Annotated in this window: 14 protein-coding genes and 1 pseudogene; 11 read left to right on the top strand and 4 right to left on the bottom strand. The window is 69.4% G+C overall.

All coding sequences use genetic code 11. The features are described from left to right. The first annotated feature begins 70 nt into the window (after positions 1 to 70). Positions 71 to 1,042: a nuclear transport factor 2 family protein gene (locus tag ED92_RS33015; RefSeq protein ID WP_152611077.1), complete on the top strand. Its 972-nt coding sequence runs from the start codon at positions 71 to 73 to the stop codon at positions 1,040 to 1,042. Positions 1,043 to 1,069: 27 nt separating this feature from the next. On the opposite strand, the gene ED92_RS33010 is transcribed toward ED92_RS33015, so the two are convergent. Together ED92_RS33010 and ED92_RS33005 are read right to left on the bottom strand one after the other, a co-directional pair. Next, positions 1,070 to 1,303 (bottom strand): hypothetical protein, encoded by a 234-nt coding sequence (locus ED92_RS33010; protein WP_037345143.1) that lies wholly within the window; start codon positions 1,301 to 1,303, stop codon positions 1,070 to 1,072. Then, on the bottom strand, positions 1,303 to 1,953 hold the full coding sequence (locus ED92_RS33005) for a hypothetical protein (protein ID WP_037345142.1): 651 nt from the start codon (positions 1,951 to 1,953) through the stop codon (positions 1,303 to 1,305). Before ED92_RS33005 ends, ED92_RS33010 begins: the two co-directional genes overlap by 1 nt. Positions 1,954 to 2,770: 817 nt before the next feature. On the opposite strand from ED92_RS33005, the gene ED92_RS33000 reads away from it, so the two are divergent. The 4 genes from ED92_RS33000 to ED92_RS32985 all read left to right on the top strand — a co-directional run bounded on the left by ED92_RS33000 (position 2,771) and on the right by ED92_RS32985 (position 5,801). Next, positions 2,771 to 3,409 carry a LysE family translocator gene (locus tag ED92_RS33000; protein ID WP_037345141.1) on the top strand — a complete coding sequence of 213 codons (639 nt, stop codon included), beginning with the start codon at positions 2,771 to 2,773 and terminating at the stop codon, positions 3,407 to 3,409. A 47-nt stretch (positions 3,410 to 3,456) separates the two neighbouring features. Then, positions 3,457 to 4,275, top strand: a complete 819-nt coding sequence (locus ED92_RS32995) for a hydrolase (RefSeq protein ID WP_037345139.1) — start codon at positions 3,457 to 3,459, stop codon at positions 4,273 to 4,275. Positions 4,276 to 4,333: 58 nt separating this feature from the next. Further along, complete coding sequence (locus ED92_RS32990) at positions 4,334 to 5,155, top strand: helix-turn-helix domain-containing protein (RefSeq protein ID WP_037345785.1); 822 nt, start codon at positions 4,334 to 4,336, stop codon at positions 5,153 to 5,155. A 64-nt stretch (positions 5,156 to 5,219) separates the two neighbouring features. Continuing rightward, positions 5,220 to 5,801, top strand: coding sequence for a dihydrofolate reductase family protein (locus ED92_RS32985; protein WP_037345137.1), 582 nt, complete (start codon positions 5,220 to 5,222; stop codon positions 5,799 to 5,801). Between the two features lie 5 nt (positions 5,802 to 5,806). Here the strand turns inward: ED92_RS32985 and ED92_RS32980 are convergent, their stop codons facing one another. Further along, complete coding sequence (locus tag ED92_RS32980; RefSeq protein ID WP_037345136.1) at positions 5,807 to 6,712, bottom strand: LysR family transcriptional regulator; 906 nt, start codon at positions 6,710 to 6,712, stop codon at positions 5,807 to 5,809. A 104-nt stretch (positions 6,713 to 6,816) separates the two neighbouring features. Between ED92_RS32980 and ED92_RS32975 the strand changes: the two genes are divergently transcribed. From ED92_RS32975 to ED92_RS32950, 6 genes are all read left to right on the top strand, one after another. Then, positions 6,817 to 7,626: an inositol monophosphatase family protein gene (locus ED92_RS32975; RefSeq protein ID WP_037345134.1), complete on the top strand. Its 810-nt coding sequence runs from the start codon at positions 6,817 to 6,819 to the stop codon at positions 7,624 to 7,626. Positions 7,627 to 7,651: 25 nt separating this feature from the next. Beyond that, entirely contained in the window at positions 7,652 to 8,248 is a 597-nt protein-coding gene (locus ED92_RS32970) for an NADPH-dependent F420 reductase (RefSeq protein ID WP_037345132.1), read from the top strand. A gap of 128 nt (positions 8,249 to 8,376) precedes the next feature. Beyond that, entirely contained in the window at positions 8,377 to 9,141 is a 765-nt protein-coding gene (locus ED92_RS32965; RefSeq protein WP_037345130.1) for a thioesterase II family protein, read from the top strand. 13 nt (positions 9,142 to 9,154) lie between these two features. Then, positions 9,155 to 9,364: a DUF5988 family protein gene (locus ED92_RS42925; RefSeq protein WP_037345129.1), complete on the top strand. Its 210-nt coding sequence runs from the start codon at positions 9,155 to 9,157 to the stop codon at positions 9,362 to 9,364. Between the two features lie 16 nt (positions 9,365 to 9,380). Then, positions 9,381 to 10,811, top strand: coding sequence for a class I adenylate-forming enzyme family protein (locus tag ED92_RS32955; RefSeq protein ID WP_037345127.1), 1,431 nt, complete (start codon positions 9,381 to 9,383; stop codon positions 10,809 to 10,811). A gap of 5 nt (positions 10,812 to 10,816) precedes the next feature. After that, on the top strand, positions 10,817 to 11,740 hold the full coding sequence (locus ED92_RS32950; RefSeq protein WP_081975976.1) for an ACP S-malonyltransferase: 924 nt from the start codon (positions 10,817 to 10,819) through the stop codon (positions 11,738 to 11,740). Positions 11,741 to 12,079: 339 nt separating this feature from the next. Here the strand turns inward: ED92_RS32950 and ED92_RS32945 are convergent. Then, positions 12,080 to 17,836, bottom strand: a pseudogene (locus ED92_RS32945) (SDR family NAD(P)-dependent oxidoreductase); the annotation flags it as partial. Positions 17,837 to 17,845: the final 9 nt, after the last annotated feature.

Below are 17,845 nucleotides of genomic sequence, written 5' to 3'. Positions count from 1 at the left end.
AGAATCTACCCGCGGCCCGCTTACCTCGGACGTAATCGACAGGGGCTCCCGTCTCGATGATCCTTCGGCCATGAAGGTTTCACGACTCTTGCCCGCCCTCGCGGCGGCCGTTCTGTCCTTTGTCGTTCTCGCGCCCCCGGCGAACGCCGAATCCCTTGCCGGGCAACCGGCGAACGTGGAGCGGTTCATGGACGCCTACCGTGCCTGGGGAAGAAACGCCCGGAATGTCGACGCGTACATGAACCTGTTCGTCCAGGACGGGACGGCGCGTTTGTGGGACAGCGGGCTCGAGACACCCCGGGACTGGGCGGGCATCAGAAGCCAGATCGAGGGCGTGCTGAAGCTGGCGCCGGACTACGTCTTCGTTCCGGAGACCGTCACTTCCGACCCCGACGGCAGGATCGTCTTCATCGAGGCGCTGAACACCGGCACCGTCAAGGGGAAACCGGTCTCGTTCAAGACGATGCACCGGCTCGTCCTCGGCGATCCCGCGGCGGGCAAGGATCCGGCGCGGGTGCAGGACGGCAGGCGGTTCTGGGACCAGGTCACCATGTTCCGTCCGGTGGAGGATCCGGCGAACCCGCTCCGGAACCTCTTCGAGGGGATCACCGCGTCGGCGACCGATCCGGCCCCGGCGGTCCCCTTGCCGCCGCGGATCCGGCAACTGGCGTGGAACCGGGAAGCGGCGGGGATCCTGGTCGCCGGCGTGGACGGTACGGCGACCCTGCTGGGCCCCGGCCTGACCGAGCCGATCTCCGGCCGCCGGGCCATGACCGCATACCTGGACCGGTTGTTCGGCGCGGTCCGTGACGTCGCGCTCGAGCCGCGCGCCACCGTGTCCGCGGACGGCACCGAATACCGGGAGTGGGTCGGCACCGCGGTGGCGCTGGGCGGCTCCGACCCGCGCCCGATCTCCTTCAGCCTGGTCGAACGGACCGTGAAGACCGCGACCAGCACGGCCTGGTCGCTGCATTTCGACACCCTGGACCTGATCGCTTCGGGGCAGACGGTGAAAGAACTGCGGGCCCGGATCTTCGGTTAGCCGTCAGAGGTGGTCGGCCGGCGCGGTCTATGCGGAAGGAGTCACGTTCAAGGTCGCACAGTCCGCGACCCCCAGGTCGGACAACACCGCCCGCAGCCGCTCCAGAGCCGCGGTCGTGTCCGCACCCTCCACGATTTCAACATCGAGATGACAACGACCCATGCCGCTGCCCGCGCCGGTGACCTCGAATTCCGATTCCAACGCCTCCTCGACCTCGTCACGGTCGATCGGCAGCCCCACGAAGACGATCTCGACGAACACTAGGCGCGTCCGGTCCAAGGACTTCCGGCGCCCGTTCGTGTCGCGCTGCCGCCGGGTGGCAGGTCGAGGACGTCGATCAGGGTCGGGTCTTCGTCGATGGCGTGGTGCAGATGCCCGACCTTGCCAGTTTCGCCGTCCGCGTCGGAAGCGCCGACGAGCTGCCACATGTCGTCGTCGGCGTCATGCCGCACAAGCAAAAACGGCTCGCGGCGCTCGAACACCTCGCGAGTTTGGACGCACAGGGTGCGCAGAAGCCAGTGCCGCATCCACCAGGCCCGCCGATCGCGCCGCATGACCTCGTCGGCGACCGCCCAGACGAACGGCAGGTCCTCGTGGGCGCGTGACTCGTCCGCGGTGAGGTCCGGCCCGCCCTGCGGTACCCGTTCGAACGGGTCACTGGTCAACGAGAACGCGTGTCCGTCCTCGTGCTGGAAGACGACGGCGTGGAAGGTTCCGCCACCGGGGTTGCCCGCGCCGATCCCGATCGACAGGCGAGCGGCGTGCGGATCCGCACCGGTGGTCCAGCCGAACGCGTACGAGGCCAACTCGCCCCGCGGGCCGACGAACTCCCCGAACGCACGCCGGTCCATCCCCGTCGCGGTGTCCGTCGGTACCTCGACCAACGCGCCCTCGATCACCTGAATATCCACGCCCGCAAGATAGCCGATCAGTGTCGAGGAAAGACGCCTGTTGCCTGTTTACAGCGGTTCGGCCAGCAACACGACCCGGTCTTGCTCCGGATCGGCCGGGCTTCCGATGTCATGAGGACCGGCTTTCCCAGCTCTCGCCCGATGTCGGTGAGGAACCCGCACAAGATGTCGACTCCGGCTTGTGCTTGTAGCTTCCGTAGATCGAGGTCGAAGTCGCCGTTTTCCGGCAACCGGCCGGGAAATCACCTCGCCAAAGCCGAGCCGCGTCGCCAGTTTCCGACAACGGACTGGCCAGCCCGAACCGCAGAACCGACCACCCACAACCACCGCCGCCACTTCTCGGCAACACGCCGCGGACCGCCCGACAACTTTGCTTGCGTGCCTTATCCCGTCGCCGTTCCCGGCAACGCACAGCCAGCCACGTTGCGAACCGCCCTGACAGCACAATCAGCTGCCTGAGCCCGTTGCCGTTTTCCGGCAACCGGCCGGGAAAACACCTCACGACACCGAGCCACGTCGCCAGTTTCCGACAACGGACTGGCCAGCCCGAACCGCAAAACCGACCACGCACAACCACCTCCGAACCGTCGCCACTTCCCGGCAACACGCCACGTGCTGATCGATAACTTTGCCTGCATGCCTGACCCCGTCGCCGTTTCCCGACAACGCACAGCCGACCACAGTGCGAACCGCCCCGACAACGCAACCGCCTGCCTGACCCCGTCGCCATTTCCCGGCAACAGACCGGGCAAGCAAGCCAGCTCAAGAACCCCGGAGATCGTGACCGGATCTGGCCCGGCTCGGCTAGCGTGGCCCTATGCCGTCGCCTGATCGCCTCGCCGCCTTCGCGCTCGCGTCGTTCGTCCTGATCCTCATCCCCGGCCCCGCCGTGCTGTTCGCGATCAGCCGCGCCCTGGCGTACGGACGGCGGACCGCGCTGGTGACCGTGGTCGGCGGTGCGCTCGGCAGCTTCGTCGCCGCCACGGCCGTCGCCATCGGGGTGGGCGCCGTCATCCAGGCCTCCGCCGTGATCTACACCGTGATCAAATTCGCCGGTGCCGCCTACCTGATCTACCTCGGTGTCCAGGCGATCCGGCACCGCCGGGCGCTGCGGGAGGCCTTCGAGGCGCAAGCGGCCCCGATCAGCGGCGGGCGCACGCTGCTGCAGGGATTCATCGTCGGCGTCACCAATCCCAAGACCGTGGTGTTCTTCGCGGCGATCCTGCCGCAGTTCGTCGACCCCTCCGCCGGACAGGCCGGCCTTCAGATGGTGGTCCTCGGCGCGGTGTTCGCCACGATCGCCCTGGCGATGGATTCCGTCTGGGGCGTGGCGGCGGGAGCGGTCCGGTCCTGGTTCGCCCGCTCGGCGCGGCGCCTGGACCTGGTCGGCGGCGCGGCCGGGCTCACGATGGTCGGGCTCGGCGTCGGCTTGGCCGTCAGCGGCCGCAAGGAGTAGACCGGACGTCTTGACCTCCAGCGAACTGGAGATTCCATGCTGGACTCATGACGATCTGGATCTGTGCGACCTGCGGCGTCGAGCACCCCGACACCGCCGCGCCTCCGGCCGGGATCTGCCGGATCTGCGCGGACGAACGTCAGTACGTCCGCGCTTCCGGCCAATCCTGGACCACGGCCGAAGAGCTCGCCGCGGATCCGCACAAGCTGGTCCACGAGCAGCCGGAGCCGGGCATCCACCGCCTGCACCGCGAGCCGGAGTTCTCGATCGGCCAATGGACTCACGTCGTCCAGACCGATCAGGGCAACCTGCTGTGGGATCCGCCGAACGCGCTCGACGAGCCCCTGCTCGGCAAGATCGCCGAACTCGGCGGGGCGGCCGCGATCGTGGCGAGCCATCCGCATATGTACGGCTCGCAGGTGAGCCTGAGCCATCACCTCGGGAACGTGCCGGTCCTCGTGCACGCCGCCGACCGGCGGTGGGTGCGGCGCGAAGATCCGGTGATCCGCGAATGGCGTGGTACCGAAGAGATCCTTCCCGGCGTCACGCTCGTCGAAGCGGGCGGCCACTTCCCCGGCGCCGCGGTCGCCCACGTCGCCGCGAACGGCGGCTCGCTGCTGGTGGGCGACACCATCGTGCCGGTGGCCGCGGCGGGCTGGGTGACCTTCATGCGCAGCTATCCCAATCAGATCCCGCTCTCGGCCGGGCTGGTCGAGCGACTCCTGGACCGGCTGGAGCCCTACGAGTTCGATCGGCTCTACGCGCTGACGGGCGCCACTCTGCAGGCTGACGCGAAAGCCGCGGTGCGACGCTCGGCCGAGCGCTACGTCGCTTGGGTCAGTGGCGCGAACGACCATCTCGGCTGAAACGAATGCGCTACCGGCGGACGTCGGCGATGCTTGACGCGTGGAGTACCTGGCCAGAGTGCCGCGTCCGCCCCTGGACGGGCTGATCGACGACCTCTACTACCTGGAGGGCGCGCCGCCCTACGCCCGGCTGACGTTGCCGCCGTCGCCCTCGGCGCTGCTCATCGTCAACCTCGGGGCGCCGTTCCGCATCCGCGCCGGCGCCGACATCGAGACGGCCGGGTACGCCGACGGCTGCGTGATCACCATGCCCACCCGCGCGTACGAGTTCGGCTACCCCCGTCGGAGCCGGTCCGTCGGCGTGCACTTCAAGCCGTGGGGGCCGTCGTCGTTCCTGCCGATGCCCGCGGCCGAACTGTGCGACCGGCCGGTGACGCTGGAGCAGGTTTGGGGACGGTCCGCCGTCGCCGAGCTGCGGGACCGGCTGGCCTCGGCGCCCGGACCGCACGAGATGCTGACGCTGCTCGAGGATGAGCTGAGGCGACGGCTCCGCGAGCCCTCCGGCCTGGAGCTGGTCCGCCGGATGAGCGGCGCCATCGCGACGACCGGCGGGGCGGTGGCGATCGGCGACCTGAGCGCGGCGGCCGGGGTCAGCGGCACCCATCTGGCACAGCGGTTCAAGGAACTCATCGGCGTCACACCGAAGCGGCTCGCCCGCACCTATCGTTTCACCGCCACCGTGTTCGGGATCGACCCCACCGAACCGATCGACTGGGGCGAGCTCGCCCATGACGCCGGATATTTCGACCAGGCCCACTTCGGCCACGAGTTCCGGGCGTTCACCGGGCTCACGCCGACCCGCTACCTCGAGGTCCGGCGACGGTTCCACCGCGAACATCCCGGCCATGTGCTCGACAGCTGGCCTCTGCCCGCCGATTGATTTCTTACAAGCGCGGCGGCTCACGGCGCGCTAGTTTCGGGGCCCTCGAAGCAAAGGAGAGCCCGTGGGCAAGGTGGTCATGTACGGCTCGGTGTCGGTGGACGGTTTCGTCGCGGACGAGAACGACCAGCCCGGACCGCTGTTCGACTGGTTGACCGGCGGTGACGTCCCGCTGGACGAGAGCGGCGTGCTCAAGGTGTCGCGAGCGTCCTACGACTACACCCGGCGGTACTGGGACGAGATCGGGGTGACGATCGCCGGCCGCCGCGTCTTCGACCTGACCGACGGCTGGGACGGGAAGCCACCGAGCGGGATCGACCACGTGGTCGTCGTGACGCATCGGCCCGCGCCCGAGGGCTGGGACTCCGACGCGCCGTTCCATTTCGTCGACGGCGTCGAGGCGGCCGTCGCCAAGGCGCAGGAGCTCGCGGGTGACCGCGTCGTCGAGGTCGCGGCCGGCGACGTCGGCGGCCAGGCGCTCGCCGCGGGCCTGGTCGACGAGGTGCGCATGGACGTCGTACCCGTCGTGTTCGGGTCCGGGAGGCGCTTCTTCGGGTCGGTCCAAGCGCAGCACCTGCTGGAAGATCCCGAGGCGGTGCTTCAGGGCAACCGAGTGCTTCACCTGCGCTACCGGGTGCGCCGCTGACGGGATCAGGCCGGAGCGAGCAGGTCTTGAAGGATTTCAGTGGCCGTTTCGCGCAGCCAGGCGTGTGCGGGGTCGTTGTGGTGCCGCTGATGCCAGAGCAGGTGCAGGGGGACGTCGGGCATTCGCAGCGGTAGCGGCAGGGTGATCAAGCCGAGTTGCTGCCGGGCGGCCCGGGTGACCGCGTCGGGCAGGGTGACCACGAGGTCGGTGTCACGGGCGAGCTGCAGCGCGGTGGCCGTGGTGGGGGCGGAGGCGATGACACGGCGCTCGTGGCCGAGGGTGGCGAGGGCGTCGTCGATCCGGTCGTGCAGACGTCCGCGCCGGGAGACGGTGAGGTGTTCGGCCGCCGCGTAGGTCTCGGCGGTCACGGATAGTCCGGCGAGCGGGTGACCCGGCCGGACGGCGACGGCGAGCCGGTCGTGGCCGACGAGGTGGTGGCGGATGTCGGGCAGAGACGACGGGCCGGTGCCGGAGGCGAGATCGACCTCGCCGCGACGCAGCTCGGGGGTGTCGTCGCCGGGTTCGGCGGTGAGACGCAGCCGGACACCGGGGGCCTGGCGGTGCACCGCGGCGATCAGCGCGGTTCCGCAGGCGGCGGTGAGGGCGTCGTGCCAGCGGACCGTGAACACCCGCTCCAGCGTCGCCAGGTCGAGTTCCGCCTGAGCCGACAGCAACTGGTGTGCCTGCCGTACCAGGGCGTGGACCTCGGTGCGCATGGCCACCGCGCGGGTGGTGGGGGTCATGTGGCGTCCGGTGCGGACCAGGATCTCGTCGCCGGTCGCTTTGCGGATGCGGCCCAGCGAGCGGCTCATCGCCGGTGCGGTGACGTGAAGCCGAGCCGCGGCGCCGGCCACGCTCCCCTCTTCCAGCAGGGCGTCGAGCGCGGTGAGCAGGTTCAAATCCAGTTGCATGGTGGTAACTGTACAAGTGCGGAACATGCACTTGTCGTTAATGGTCGCGCTCTCTACTTTGGGAATCACGGGGCCGAAAGAGCCCGAATCCCAAGGAGTACGCCATGAGCACAGCCATGCCCACCGACCTCCGGACGACCTTGCTGCCCGCGGTGACCGCCATCGTGAAGGACGCGGGAAAGACCTTGCGGGAGCGCTACACGACCCACGCCCGGGGCGTGACCCTGGCGGAGGTCGTCGGCGAGATCCATGCGAACGACGAAGCGGTTCTCGCCGTCATGCGTGAGCCGCTGCTGGCGGCGAGGCCGGGTTCCCAGTGGGTGGAGGACGAACTCGCGGGCGGAGCGCTCCCGCCCGGCGAGTGGTGGGTCGTCGATCCGGCCGAAGGCAACATCAATCACGTCCACGGCATGCCGGACTGGGCCGTCACCGCCACCCTGGTGCGCGACAACCAGCCCATCCTCACCGTCGTGCATCTTCCGCTGAGCGGCGACACGTACACGGCCACCGCCGGTGGCGGCGCCCATCTCGACGGCCGCCCCCTGACCGTCTCCGCCAAGGCCGACCTGGATGCCGCGCTGATCGGCACCGGGCAGGCCAGGCCCGGCGAGAGCGCCGGCACCTTCCGCCGGATCGGCGAATCGGTGACCGCCATGCTCACCGCCGGCCTCGTCGTGCGCGTGTCCGTTCCGGCGACCCTGCAACTCATCCACGTCGCCGCCGGGCGCATGGACGCCTTCTGGCAGTTCTCCGACGTCCGTTCCGGTCTCGTCGCCGGCGCCCTCCTGGTCGCCGAGGCCGGAGGCACCGTCACCGACCTGGACGGCAAGCCCTGGAACGCGGGCAGCCGCGACTTCCTCGCCGCCGCTCCCCGCGTCCACGCCGCCGCGCTCGACGTCCTTTCCCCGCTCTGACCAGTCCACAAGGGAGCACCACGCCATGACCACCATCGGCATCCTGGGCGCCGGCCGCGTCGGCACCAATCTCGCCCGCGCGCTGGCCGCATCGGGCCACCAGGTCACTCTCGGCCGCCGCGGGAGCGGTGATCACGCCACCGTCGCCAGCGGCGCGGACATCGTCATCAACGCGACCCCCGGAGACACCACACTGGAGCGGCTCACCGCGCTGCGAGCCGAACTCGCGGGCAAGATCCTCGTCGACGTCTCCAACGCCACCCACGACGCGGCAGACGGTCTGCCCGGGGATCTGTGCTACCCCGGCGGCAGCCTCGCCGAGCAACTCCAGGCGGCCCTGCCCGGGACCCAGGTCGTCAAGACCCTCAACACCATGCTGTTCACGGTCATGACCGACCCCGGTGCGCTGACCACGCCGCCCACCGCCTATCTGTCCGGAAACGACGAACAGGCCAAGAAAACCGTCGCGGGACTTCTCGGCGACCTGGGCTGGGATCCCGGCTGGATCGCGGACCTCGGCGACATCACCACCGCCCGCGCGACCGAAGCCATGGTTCTCGTCGTCCCCCATGTCCTGCGCCGCAACGGTTTCACCCCCTTCGCCGTCTCCATCGCCCGCTGATCGCCCTGGTCGTTCAGGAGGCGCGATAGGGGCCACGCCGGGTCGGTAGGGGTTGTCCGGCCGGACCGGCCGCCCGCACGCTCGGTGGGACGGGCGATCCGCCCGTCGCCGACGCAGGAGGTGGCCGGGTGGCAGGCAACGACGAAGGACTCTGGGTACGCAGGTTCCATCCCGCGGACGAAGCGCCCTTCCGTCTAGTCTGTTTCCCGCACGCGGGAGGTTCCGCGAGCTATTTCTTCCCGGTTTCCAGGGCGTTGAGCCCCGCCGCCGACGTACTCGCGATCCAGTACCCCGGACGTCAGGACCGGCGTCACGAACCGGGGCTCTCCACCATCGCCGAACTGGCCGACGGTGTCACCGAGGCGCTCCTGCCGTGGCTGGACCGGCCGACCGTCCTTTTCGGTCACAGCATGGGCGCGTCACTCGGCTTCGAGGTCGCCCGCCGCCTCGAAGCCGGTGACGTGCGGCCCCACGCGTTGTTCGTCTCCGGCCGCGTGGCGCCCAGCCGCGCTCGCGACGAGACGGTCCACCGGCGCGACGACGCGGGACTCATCGCGGCCGTGAAGGAACTCGGCGGCACCGACGCCCAGATCTTCGAGGACGAGGCGATCCTCGAAATGGTGCTGCCCTCGATCCGTACGGACTACACCGCCGCGGAGACCTACCGATACACGCCGGGGCCCCTACTGCGGACCCCGATTCACGCCCACGTCGGCGAAAACGACCCGAAGGCGACCGTCGAGGAAGTCCGCGACTGGGCCACGCACACGTCCGGGCGGTTCACCCTGACCACGTATCCCGGCGGGCATTTCTATCTGAACACCCACGCCCCGGCCGTGATCGGGGCCATCTCGGACGCCTTGCGCCCTTCCGACCTCCGCGTCACCCAGTGAAAGGAGCCCTTCCGTGGTGCACATCAGAATCGATCCCACCGGATCCCGCGCGCGTTCGGCGGATCTGGAGTCCTACCAGAAGGTCGAGGACCTCGACCAGGACTTGAAGATCTGCGTCGACGGAGGCTACGAGCACTTTTCCCATGACGGGGAATTCCAAAAGGACGGTCATGAGGTCGTCGCCGTCTTCCGGTGGTCTGGCCGCACCAAGATCGCCGAGTGAGAGAAAGGGGAATCCCATGTCCGCGAGACTCTTCGCCCTCGATTCCTTGCAGACGTTCGACGAACTCGAACACAGCGCGCTGGGGGTGGCGGAGTCCCTCCGGGAGCGTGGCGTGACACCCGCGACCAGGGTGATGCTGAAGGCCGGGAACTCGGCCGCCTACGTGACGACCCTGCTGGCCCTGATGCATGTCGGCGCGAGCATCGTGCTCGTCGACCAGCAGGAGAACGCCGCCGAAACCCAGCGGGTCTGCAACCAGGCCGGGGTCAAGATCAGCCTGGTCGACGAGGACGCGCCGTTGGTCACCGACGGCCCGCACACCCTGCTCTACGAATTGCTCGTCGCCGGGGCGTCCCAGGCCACCCGCGATCCGGAGCTGCGGGTGGAGCCGTGGTGCGAGCTGCCGGACGGGCTGATCATGTACTCCTCCGGATCGACCGGAGTGCCCAAGGGCGTGGTCAAGAACGGCGGACGGTTCCTCAAGAACCTCCAGCGCAACGCCGACCAGGTCGGCCACCACTCGGGTGACGTGCTGATGCCGATGCTGCCCTTTTCCCACCAGTACGGCCTGTCGATGGTGCTGATCGCGTGGCTGGTGCGCTGCTCGCTCGTGGTGGCGCCGTACCGGCGGATCGACCGCGCGCTGCGGATGGCGGGCCAGTGCGGGGTGACCGTGACCGACGGCACGCCGTCGACGTACCAGAGCATCCTCAACATCGTGAAGCGCAATCCCCGCTACGGCCTCGATCTCGCGGGCGTGCGGATGTTCTGCAGCGGTGCCGCTCCCCTGGGCTCGACACTCAGCGAAGACTACGTCGCGTGGTTCGGCCTCCCGTTGCTGGACAGCTACGGCAGCACGGAACTGGGCAACCTCGCGTTCGCGACGCCGGAGAACCCGATCGGCTGCGGCCGCGCGCTTCCCGGGCACGAACTGCGGATCCTCGACGACGAAGGCAACTCGCTGCCCGCCGGGCAGACCGGCGAGATCGTGATGCACTGTCCCGACATGATGGCGGGCTATCTCGCCGCGGACGGCTCGCTGGAGCCGGCGGAGCAGGGCTGGCGGCACACCGGCGACTTCGGTTACCTGGACGAGAACGACAATCTGTTCGTGGTGGGCCGCAAGTTCGCCGTGCACCGCAAGGGACACACGCTCTACCCGGAGATCATCGAGCACAAGGTCACCGAAGCACTGGTCCCGGTCAAGATCATCGCGCTGCCGGACGAACGGCGCGGCTGCCAGCTGGCGTTCTTCGTCGAAGACCCGCTCGGCCACGACGGCAGGCACTGGCGTACGCGTATCGCCGAGGTGCTGCCGGAGTTCGAGCTACCGGACCGCATCCGGGTCGTCGACCGTTTTCCGCTGAACCGCAACGGAAAACCCGACAAGAAGCGGATGACGGAGCTGGCGCTCGCCGAATCGGCCAGTTCACCGAAAGCCGGCTGAGCGACGTGACCGACGAACGCACCGCCCTGATCTTCCCGGGAATGGCCCCGACGAAATCCGGGGACGTGAGCCGGTTCCTGATGATCAACCGGAAGGCGCGGGAACGGCTCGCGACGGCCGAGGACGTCCTCGGCCGTCGCCTGCTCGGCCCGGCCCGCGAAGACGTCGATGTGTACGACGAGGCCGCGCAGGTCGTCTTCATGCTGACGTGTCTTTCCCTCGCGGAGTGGGCCGAAGACGCCCTCGGGGTGAAACCCGAGATCTGCGCCGGTCCCAGTTTCGGCCAGAAGGCGTTGACCTCGTACACGGGTGTGCTGTCGTTCGAGGAGACCGTCCGGCTCACCGCGGAGCTTTCGCGGTGCGAGGTGTCCTACTTCGAAAGCGACTACTCGGACGTCGTAACCCACTGTTTCGTCCGGACTCCGGAAGAGGGTTTCGCCGAGGTCCTTGCCGAGCTGAAGGACGAGTTCCACGACGTTTCAGGTGTCATCGACAAGGGCTTCTACTTGCTTTCGTTGCGGGAGAAGGATTTGGAGCGGGTGAAGGCGCGAGTCCGGGCGATCGGCGGCTACTCGATGCACACCATGCGCCCGCCCGTGCACTCCACCTACTTCGGCGGTTTGCGCCGTCGTGCCGAGGAGGAGGTGCTGTCCGGCTTCACCCTTCGCGACCCCGAACTGCCGGTGGTCGCGGACCAGGACGGTGCGCTCCTGGACTCGGCGGTGGGAGTGCGCCGGATGCTGCTCGACACCTTCGACCGGCCGATCGACTGGCCGTCGATGGTCGCGACCTTGCGGGAGCAGGGCGTGACGTCGTTGTGCTTCTCCGGTCCGGACAATCTCTTCCACCGGGTGGACAGCACGGTGGCGAACTTCGAGGTGCGGACGGTGACGCCGGCGATGGCTTTGAAGCCGCGGAGCCGCGCCTAAGGTTTCAGTGAGTGGGGAGGATTTCGGACATTCAGCGTCCGGAATCCTCCCCACTTGGCATGTTGGCCGGGGTCGTACGAACACACCTCCACGCTCGACCGTGCAGCGGGCGAAGGCTCCTTTCCTCGCATAAGACGCGGCGAAGGGAGCCTTCAGCCCCCACCACCGGACTCCCCAGCGCGTGAAGGCCCCCTTCCCTCGGCTCAGCCGAGGAAAGGGGGCCTTCACGCGCAGTCGCTGTTACTACTGGTGCGTATGTGACGACACGCCAGTCCGTGAAGGCCTCCTTGAGGGACTCTGGGTCCCTCAAGGAGGCCTTCACGGACCACGGCGAGACCGCTACGGCAGCCGCCCCAGCCATTCCCGCACGGCCTCGGCGGTCGTCCCCGCATGCCGCTCCAGCATCGTGAAGTGATCCCCCTCGACGTCCACCGTGTCATGCGGCAAAGCCCAGTCGGACTGCCATCCGGCTCGGTCACGCCACGCCTCGAGCGGCTCCGAGGCCCGCACCAGCAAGGTCGGCACACCGGTCGCCGCGGGCACGTGGTCGGCGAACAGCCGCAGGTAAGCACCCATCGCGGTGAGCCGCGTGTCGTCCCCGAGGCCGTCGGCGAGCCGGTCGCGGATGCCGTCCAGCGCGTGTTCGTCCTGCGGGTAGACGTCGATCAGCACGAGCGCGCGGGGCGCGGCGCCCACTTCCTCCAGATGCCTCGCCAGCGCGTGGGCGAGCGGACCGCCCGAGGAGTGGGCCACCAGGACCACCGGGTCGCCGCCTTCGCGGAGGATGGCGTCCGCCTGTGCGTGGAGGACCGCCTCGATCGAGTCCGGCAGCGGCTGCCCGTGCCCGAAACCGGGCACCGGAACGACAGAAACGTCCTGCACGTCCCGGAAAGACGCCGCGAACCGCGCGTATTCGTGCGCGCCCGAGCCGACCAGGAGGGAGGGGACGCAGACGAGTTCGGGGCCGGACGGGCCTTTCGCGAGCCGGACCGGTTGCAGGTTCTGTTCCCGCGCGGTTTCGACGGTGAACGACGGCCGGTAGCGCGACGCCTGCGCGGCCAGCCCGACGAACTGCGCGACCTCGCCGAGTTCGACCGCGCGGGCGAACATCGCGCCGAAGAAGTCCGTTGCCGCGGGCGGTGTCTCGGGCTGCCGGTCGGCGGCCGAGAAGTCACCGGAGATCCGTTCCGCGACGGCGAGCGGCGTCGGGTGGTCGAAGACCAGCGACGGCGGGAGCCGCAGGCCGGTCGACGCCGCCAGCCGGTTGCGCAGGTCGACGGCGGTGAGCGAGTCGAAGCCGAGTTCGAGGAAGGCGACGTCGGCGTCGATGGCGCCGGCACCGTCGTGGCCGAGCACGGCCGCGACCTGACCACGCACCAGTTCCAGGATCTCCGCGTCCCGGCCGTCCGCGTCGAGTCCGGCGAGCCGCGCGCGGAACGCGCCGCCGCCGTCGGGCGCCCGCCGGGCGCGGGCGCGGACGAGTCCGCTCAGCAACGGCGGGACGTCCTCGGCGCGGAGCGCGGCGAGGTCGAGCCGTATCGGGACGGTCAGCGTCCGCCCGGTGGCGAGCGCGGCGTCGAACAGCTCCAGACCCTCCTCTGTGGACAGTCCGGCGAGACCGGCCCTCGCCATCCGCTCGACGTCGGCGGAATCGGTCATGGCACTTGTGGTCGCCCACAGGCCCCACGCCAGTGACGTCGCGGCGGCGCCTTCCGCCCGGCGGCGTTCCACCAGCGCGTCCACGAACGCGTTGGCCGCGGCGTAACCGGACTGCCCCGGATTTCCGAAGACCCCGGCAGCCGAGGAGAACATCACGAACGGCGCGGCGTCGGGCAGGAGTTCGTGCAGGTTCACCGCGGCGTCCACCTTCGGCGCGAGCACCCGGTCGAGCCGTTCGGGGGTCTGCGCGGTGATCAGCCCGTCGTCGAGGACACCGGCGGCGTGCACGACACCGGTCACCGGATGCGCGGCCAGCACCTGGCTCAGCGCCTCCCGGTCGGCCGCGTCGCACGCGAGGATCCGGACCTCGGCGCCCAGCCCGGTGAGTTCGTCCGCCAGTGCCGCCGCGCCGGGCGCGGAAGCACCGGAACGGCTGAGCAGCACCAGCGAACGGACGCCGTGCGTCACCACCAGATGTTTCGCGACGGCCGCGCCGAGGAGGCCGGTGCCGCCGGTGATCAGCACGACGTCGCCGTCGCTCCACGGCCGCGCCGGGCCGGGCTCGGGGACGCGGACGAGCCTCGGGACGAAGCCGACCCCGTCGCGAACCACGACCTGCGCCTCCCCGGCGGGCAGCGCGGCCGGGACGTCTCCGTCCACGAGCACGAACCGCCCGGGGTGCTCCGACTGCGCCGAGCGCACGAGCCCCCATACCGCGGCCGCCACCGGATCCGGGCGTTCGGTCGCGATCCCACCTCGGGTGGCCACCACGAGCGGACCGTCCCCCGGTTCGTCGAGCCACGTCCGGACGCGTTCGAGTGCCGCCCCCAGCACGGTGCGGAGATCCCCGGATTCGCAGTGCCACACCGTCGCGTCGTGCGGCTCGGTCGCGCCCGCGGGCACCCAGTCCAGGCCGAACAGGGACTCGCGATATCCACCGAGACCGGACACCGACACCGGCCGCAGCAGCAGACCGTCCACGTCGGCGACCGGCAGGCCTTCGGCGTCGGCGACGGTCAGCTCGACCCCGTCCGCGGCCGGGCGCAGCCGCACCCGCAGTGCCGTCGCACCCCGCGACCACAGCCGGACCCCGGAGAACGCGAACGGGAGCCGAAGCCCCTCGGCATCGGGAAGCACACCCAGCGCGATCCCGTGGAGCGCGCCGTCCAGCAACGCGGGATGCAGGCCGAAGGCCGGAGCGTCGCCGGTCTGGGCTTCGGGAAGGTCGATTTCGGCGAAGACCTCGTTCTCGCGACGCCAGGCGGCGCGAAGTCCTTGGAACGCGGGGCCGTATTCGAGGCCCGCGTCCGCGAGTTCGTCGTACAGTGCCTCGACGCCGACGCGTTCCGCCCCGGCGGGCGGCCATTCCGCGAGCGGGGTGGGCACGCCGTCCGTTTCGGGCAACAGGACGCCGTTGGCGTGCCGGGTCCAGGGTTCGTCGCCGCGGCGGGAGTACACGCCGACCTCGCGACGGCCGTCGACGTCCGCGTCACCGACTTCGACCGAGAGCCGGACGTCGGTGCCTTCTTCGAGCACGAGTGGGGCTTCGAGGGTCAATTCGTCGAGCATCGTGCAGTCCACCTGGACGCCGGCGGCCAGCGTGAGCTCCACGAACGCGGTCCCGGGCACGAGCACGGTCCCGGCCACGGCGTGGTCGGCGAGCCAGGGATGCGTTTCCAGCGAGATCCGGCCGGTGTACAGCAGCCCGCCGGTCCCGGGGACCGCGACGACCGCGCCGAGCAGCGGGTGGTCCACCACCGTCTGCCCGAACGCCGACGCGTCCCCGGCGACGGTCCCGGCTTCCAGCCAGAACCGCTTGCGCTGGAACGGATACGTCGGCAGATCGACCCAGTCCGCCGAGGGAAGGATCGAAGACCACGCCGGGCTCAGGCCGTGCACATGGGCTTCGGCCAGTGACGCGACGAAGCGCTCCGCACCACCCTCACCCCGACGCAAACTCCCCAACGCCACAGCATCTTCGCTGATTCCCGGGACCAGAACCGGATGCGGACTCGTCTCCACGAAGAACCGGAAACCATCCTTCAGCAACCGATCCACCGTCGCCGCGAACTGCACCGTTCCCCGCAGATTCCGGAACCAGTACGCCGCATCCAATTCAAGAGGCTCATCGGTCACCGTCGAATAGAACGGAATCACCGGCGCCTGCGGCGAAATACCCGCCAACGCCGACACCACATCCCGCTCGATCGCATCGACATGAGCCGAATGCGAGGCGTAATCCACCGGGATCCGCTTAGCGCGCACGTCCAGCAACTCACACCGCTTGACCAACGCCTCCAAGCCCGCGACATCACCGGACACCACCACCGCCGCAGGACCGTTCACGGCTGCCACCGACACACCCTCCGGCAGCAACTCCCGAACACGATTCTCCGAGGCAGCAACCGACACCATGCCACCGAGCCCCGACAACGCCAGAATCGCCTTACTCCGCAAACACACAACCCGCGCAGCATCATCCAACGACAACGCACCAGCCACACACGCCGCAGCGATCTCGCCCTGCGAATGTCCCACCACGGCCGCGGGTTCGACTCCACACGCCCGCCACAGGCGCGCCAGTGAGACCATCACGGCGAACAAGACAGGCTGCACCACATCAACCCGCTCCAACGCAGCCGCATCAGAGAGCACATCGAACAAATTCCAGTCCACAAAGGACGACAAAGCCGTCTCACACTCAGCCATCGACTCCGCGAACACCGGAGCAGACGACAACAACTCCTCCGCCATCCCCACCCACTGCGAACCCTGACCCGGAAACACGAAAACAGCCTTACCCGACTGCGCCGTACCTTCGATCAGCAGGCTCGACGGCTCTCCGGCGGCGAGCGCGTCGAGCGCGGCACTCGGATCACCGACGATGGCCGCCCGGTGCCCGAACAGCGGCCGCGCGGCCAGCGTGGCGGCGGCGCCCGGAAGATCCACAAAGGATCGAAGCTGAGCAGCTTTCGCCCGCAGAGCCTCCGGCGTCCGCGCAGACAGCAGCCACGGCGTCGCACCGGTCACCACCGGCTGCTGAGCCTCACTTTCCTCAGCGGCCGGGGCAGCTTCGAGGACGACGTGCGCGTTGGTACCGCTGATACCGAACGACGACACCGCGGCTCGCCGAGGACGGTCGAGTTCCGGCCACGGCCGCGCTTCGTCCAGCAACGAGACCGCGCCCGCGCTCCAGTCCACATGCGACGAAGGGGTCTCCGCGTGCAGGCTGCGCGGCAGGGTCCCACTTCGCAGTGCCTGCACCATCTTGATGATCCCGGCGACCCCGGCGGCGGCCTGCGTGTGCCCGAGATTCGACTTGATCGACCCCAGCCACAGCGGCCGATCCGACGGCCTGCCCTTGCCGTAGGTCGCGAGCAACGCCTGCGCCTCGATCGGGTCGCCCAGTGTGGTGCCGGTTCCGTGCGCCTCGACGACGTCGACGTCCGCCGTCGTCAGCCGGGCGTCGGCGAGCGCCTCGCGGATCACCCGCTGCTGGGACGGGCCGTTCGGGGCGGTCAGGCCATTCGACGCGCCGTCCTGGTTCACCGCCGAACCGCGCAGGACCGCCAGTACCGGATGGCCGTTGCGCCGCGCGTCGGAAAGCCGTTCCACCAGCAGCATCCCGACACCCTCGGACCAGCCGGTGCCGTCCGCCTCTTCGGCGAACGGTTTGCAGCGGCCGTCCGGTGCCATCCCGCGCTGACGGCTGAACTCCACGAACGTCCCGGGGGTGAACATCACCGTCACGCCGCCGGACAGCGCGAGGTCGCACTCGCCCCGCCGCAGCGCCTGTGCCGCGAGATGCAGCGTCACCAGCGACGACGAGCACGCGGTGTCCACGGTGAGCGCCGGGCCTTCGAACCCGAAGGTGTACGACACCCGCCCGGAGGCGATGCTGCCGGAGTTCCCGGTGCCGAGGTAGCCGCCGACCTCGTCGGGGATCTCGGTCAGCCCGGAGACGTAGTCGTGGTACATCAGCCCGGCGAACACCCCGGTCCGGCTGCCCTTCAGCGAGCCCGGATCGATACCCGCCCGCTCGATGGCCTCCCACGACGTCTCCAGCAGGAGCCGCTGCTGCGGATCCATCGCCAGCGCCTCGCGTGGCGAGATCCCGAAGAACGCCGGGTCGAACTCGGCGACGTCGTGCAGGAAACCGCCCTGCGAAACGTAACTCGTCCCCTGCTTGTCCGGGTCCGGGTCGTACAGCGCTTCGAGATCCCACCCGCGGTCGACCGGGAATCCGCTGATCCCGTCGCCACCGGTTTCGACCATCCGCCACAGATCCTCGGGCGAGGTGATGCCGCCGGGATAGCGGCAGGCCATCCCGACGATGGCGATCGGTTCGCTGCCCGCGGCTTCGGTCTCCTTCAGGCGCTTCCGGGTCTCGTGGAGATCCGCGGTGACCTGCTTGAGGAAGTACCGGAGTTTGTCCTCGGTGTCTTT

Source organism: Amycolatopsis sp. MJM2582 (genome assembly GCF_000754115.1).
Lineage (GTDB): Bacteria > Actinomycetota > Actinomycetes > Mycobacteriales > Pseudonocardiaceae > Amycolatopsis > Amycolatopsis japonica.
Note: the sequence above shows the minus strand (reverse complement) of the source record. Positions and strands in the feature narration are given on the sequence as shown.

Excerpts from the sequence above, each read along its gene's own strand:
- ED92_RS33015 (WP_152611077.1), top strand. The coding sequence starts at position 71 with ATGAAGGTTTCACGACTCTTGCCCGCCCTCGCGGCGGCCGTTCTGTCC.
- ED92_RS33000 (WP_037345141.1), top strand. The coding sequence starts at position 2,771 with ATGCCGTCGCCTGATCGCCTCGCCGCCTTCGCGCTCGCGTCGTTCGTC.
- ED92_RS32995 (WP_037345139.1), top strand. The coding sequence starts at position 3,457 with ATGACGATCTGGATCTGTGCGACCTGCGGCGTCGAGCACCCCGACACC.
- ED92_RS32980 (WP_037345136.1), bottom strand. The coding sequence starts at position 6,712 with ATGCAACTGGATTTGAACCTGCTCACCGCGCTCGACGCCCTGCTGGAA.
- ED92_RS32975 (WP_037345134.1), top strand. The coding sequence starts at position 6,817 with ATGAGCACAGCCATGCCCACCGACCTCCGGACGACCTTGCTGCCCGCG.
- ED92_RS32970 (WP_037345132.1), top strand. The coding sequence starts at position 7,652 with ATGACCACCATCGGCATCCTGGGCGCCGGCCGCGTCGGCACCAATCTC.
- ED92_RS32955 (WP_037345127.1), top strand. The coding sequence starts at position 9,381 with ATGTCCGCGAGACTCTTCGCCCTCGATTCCTTGCAGACGTTCGACGAA.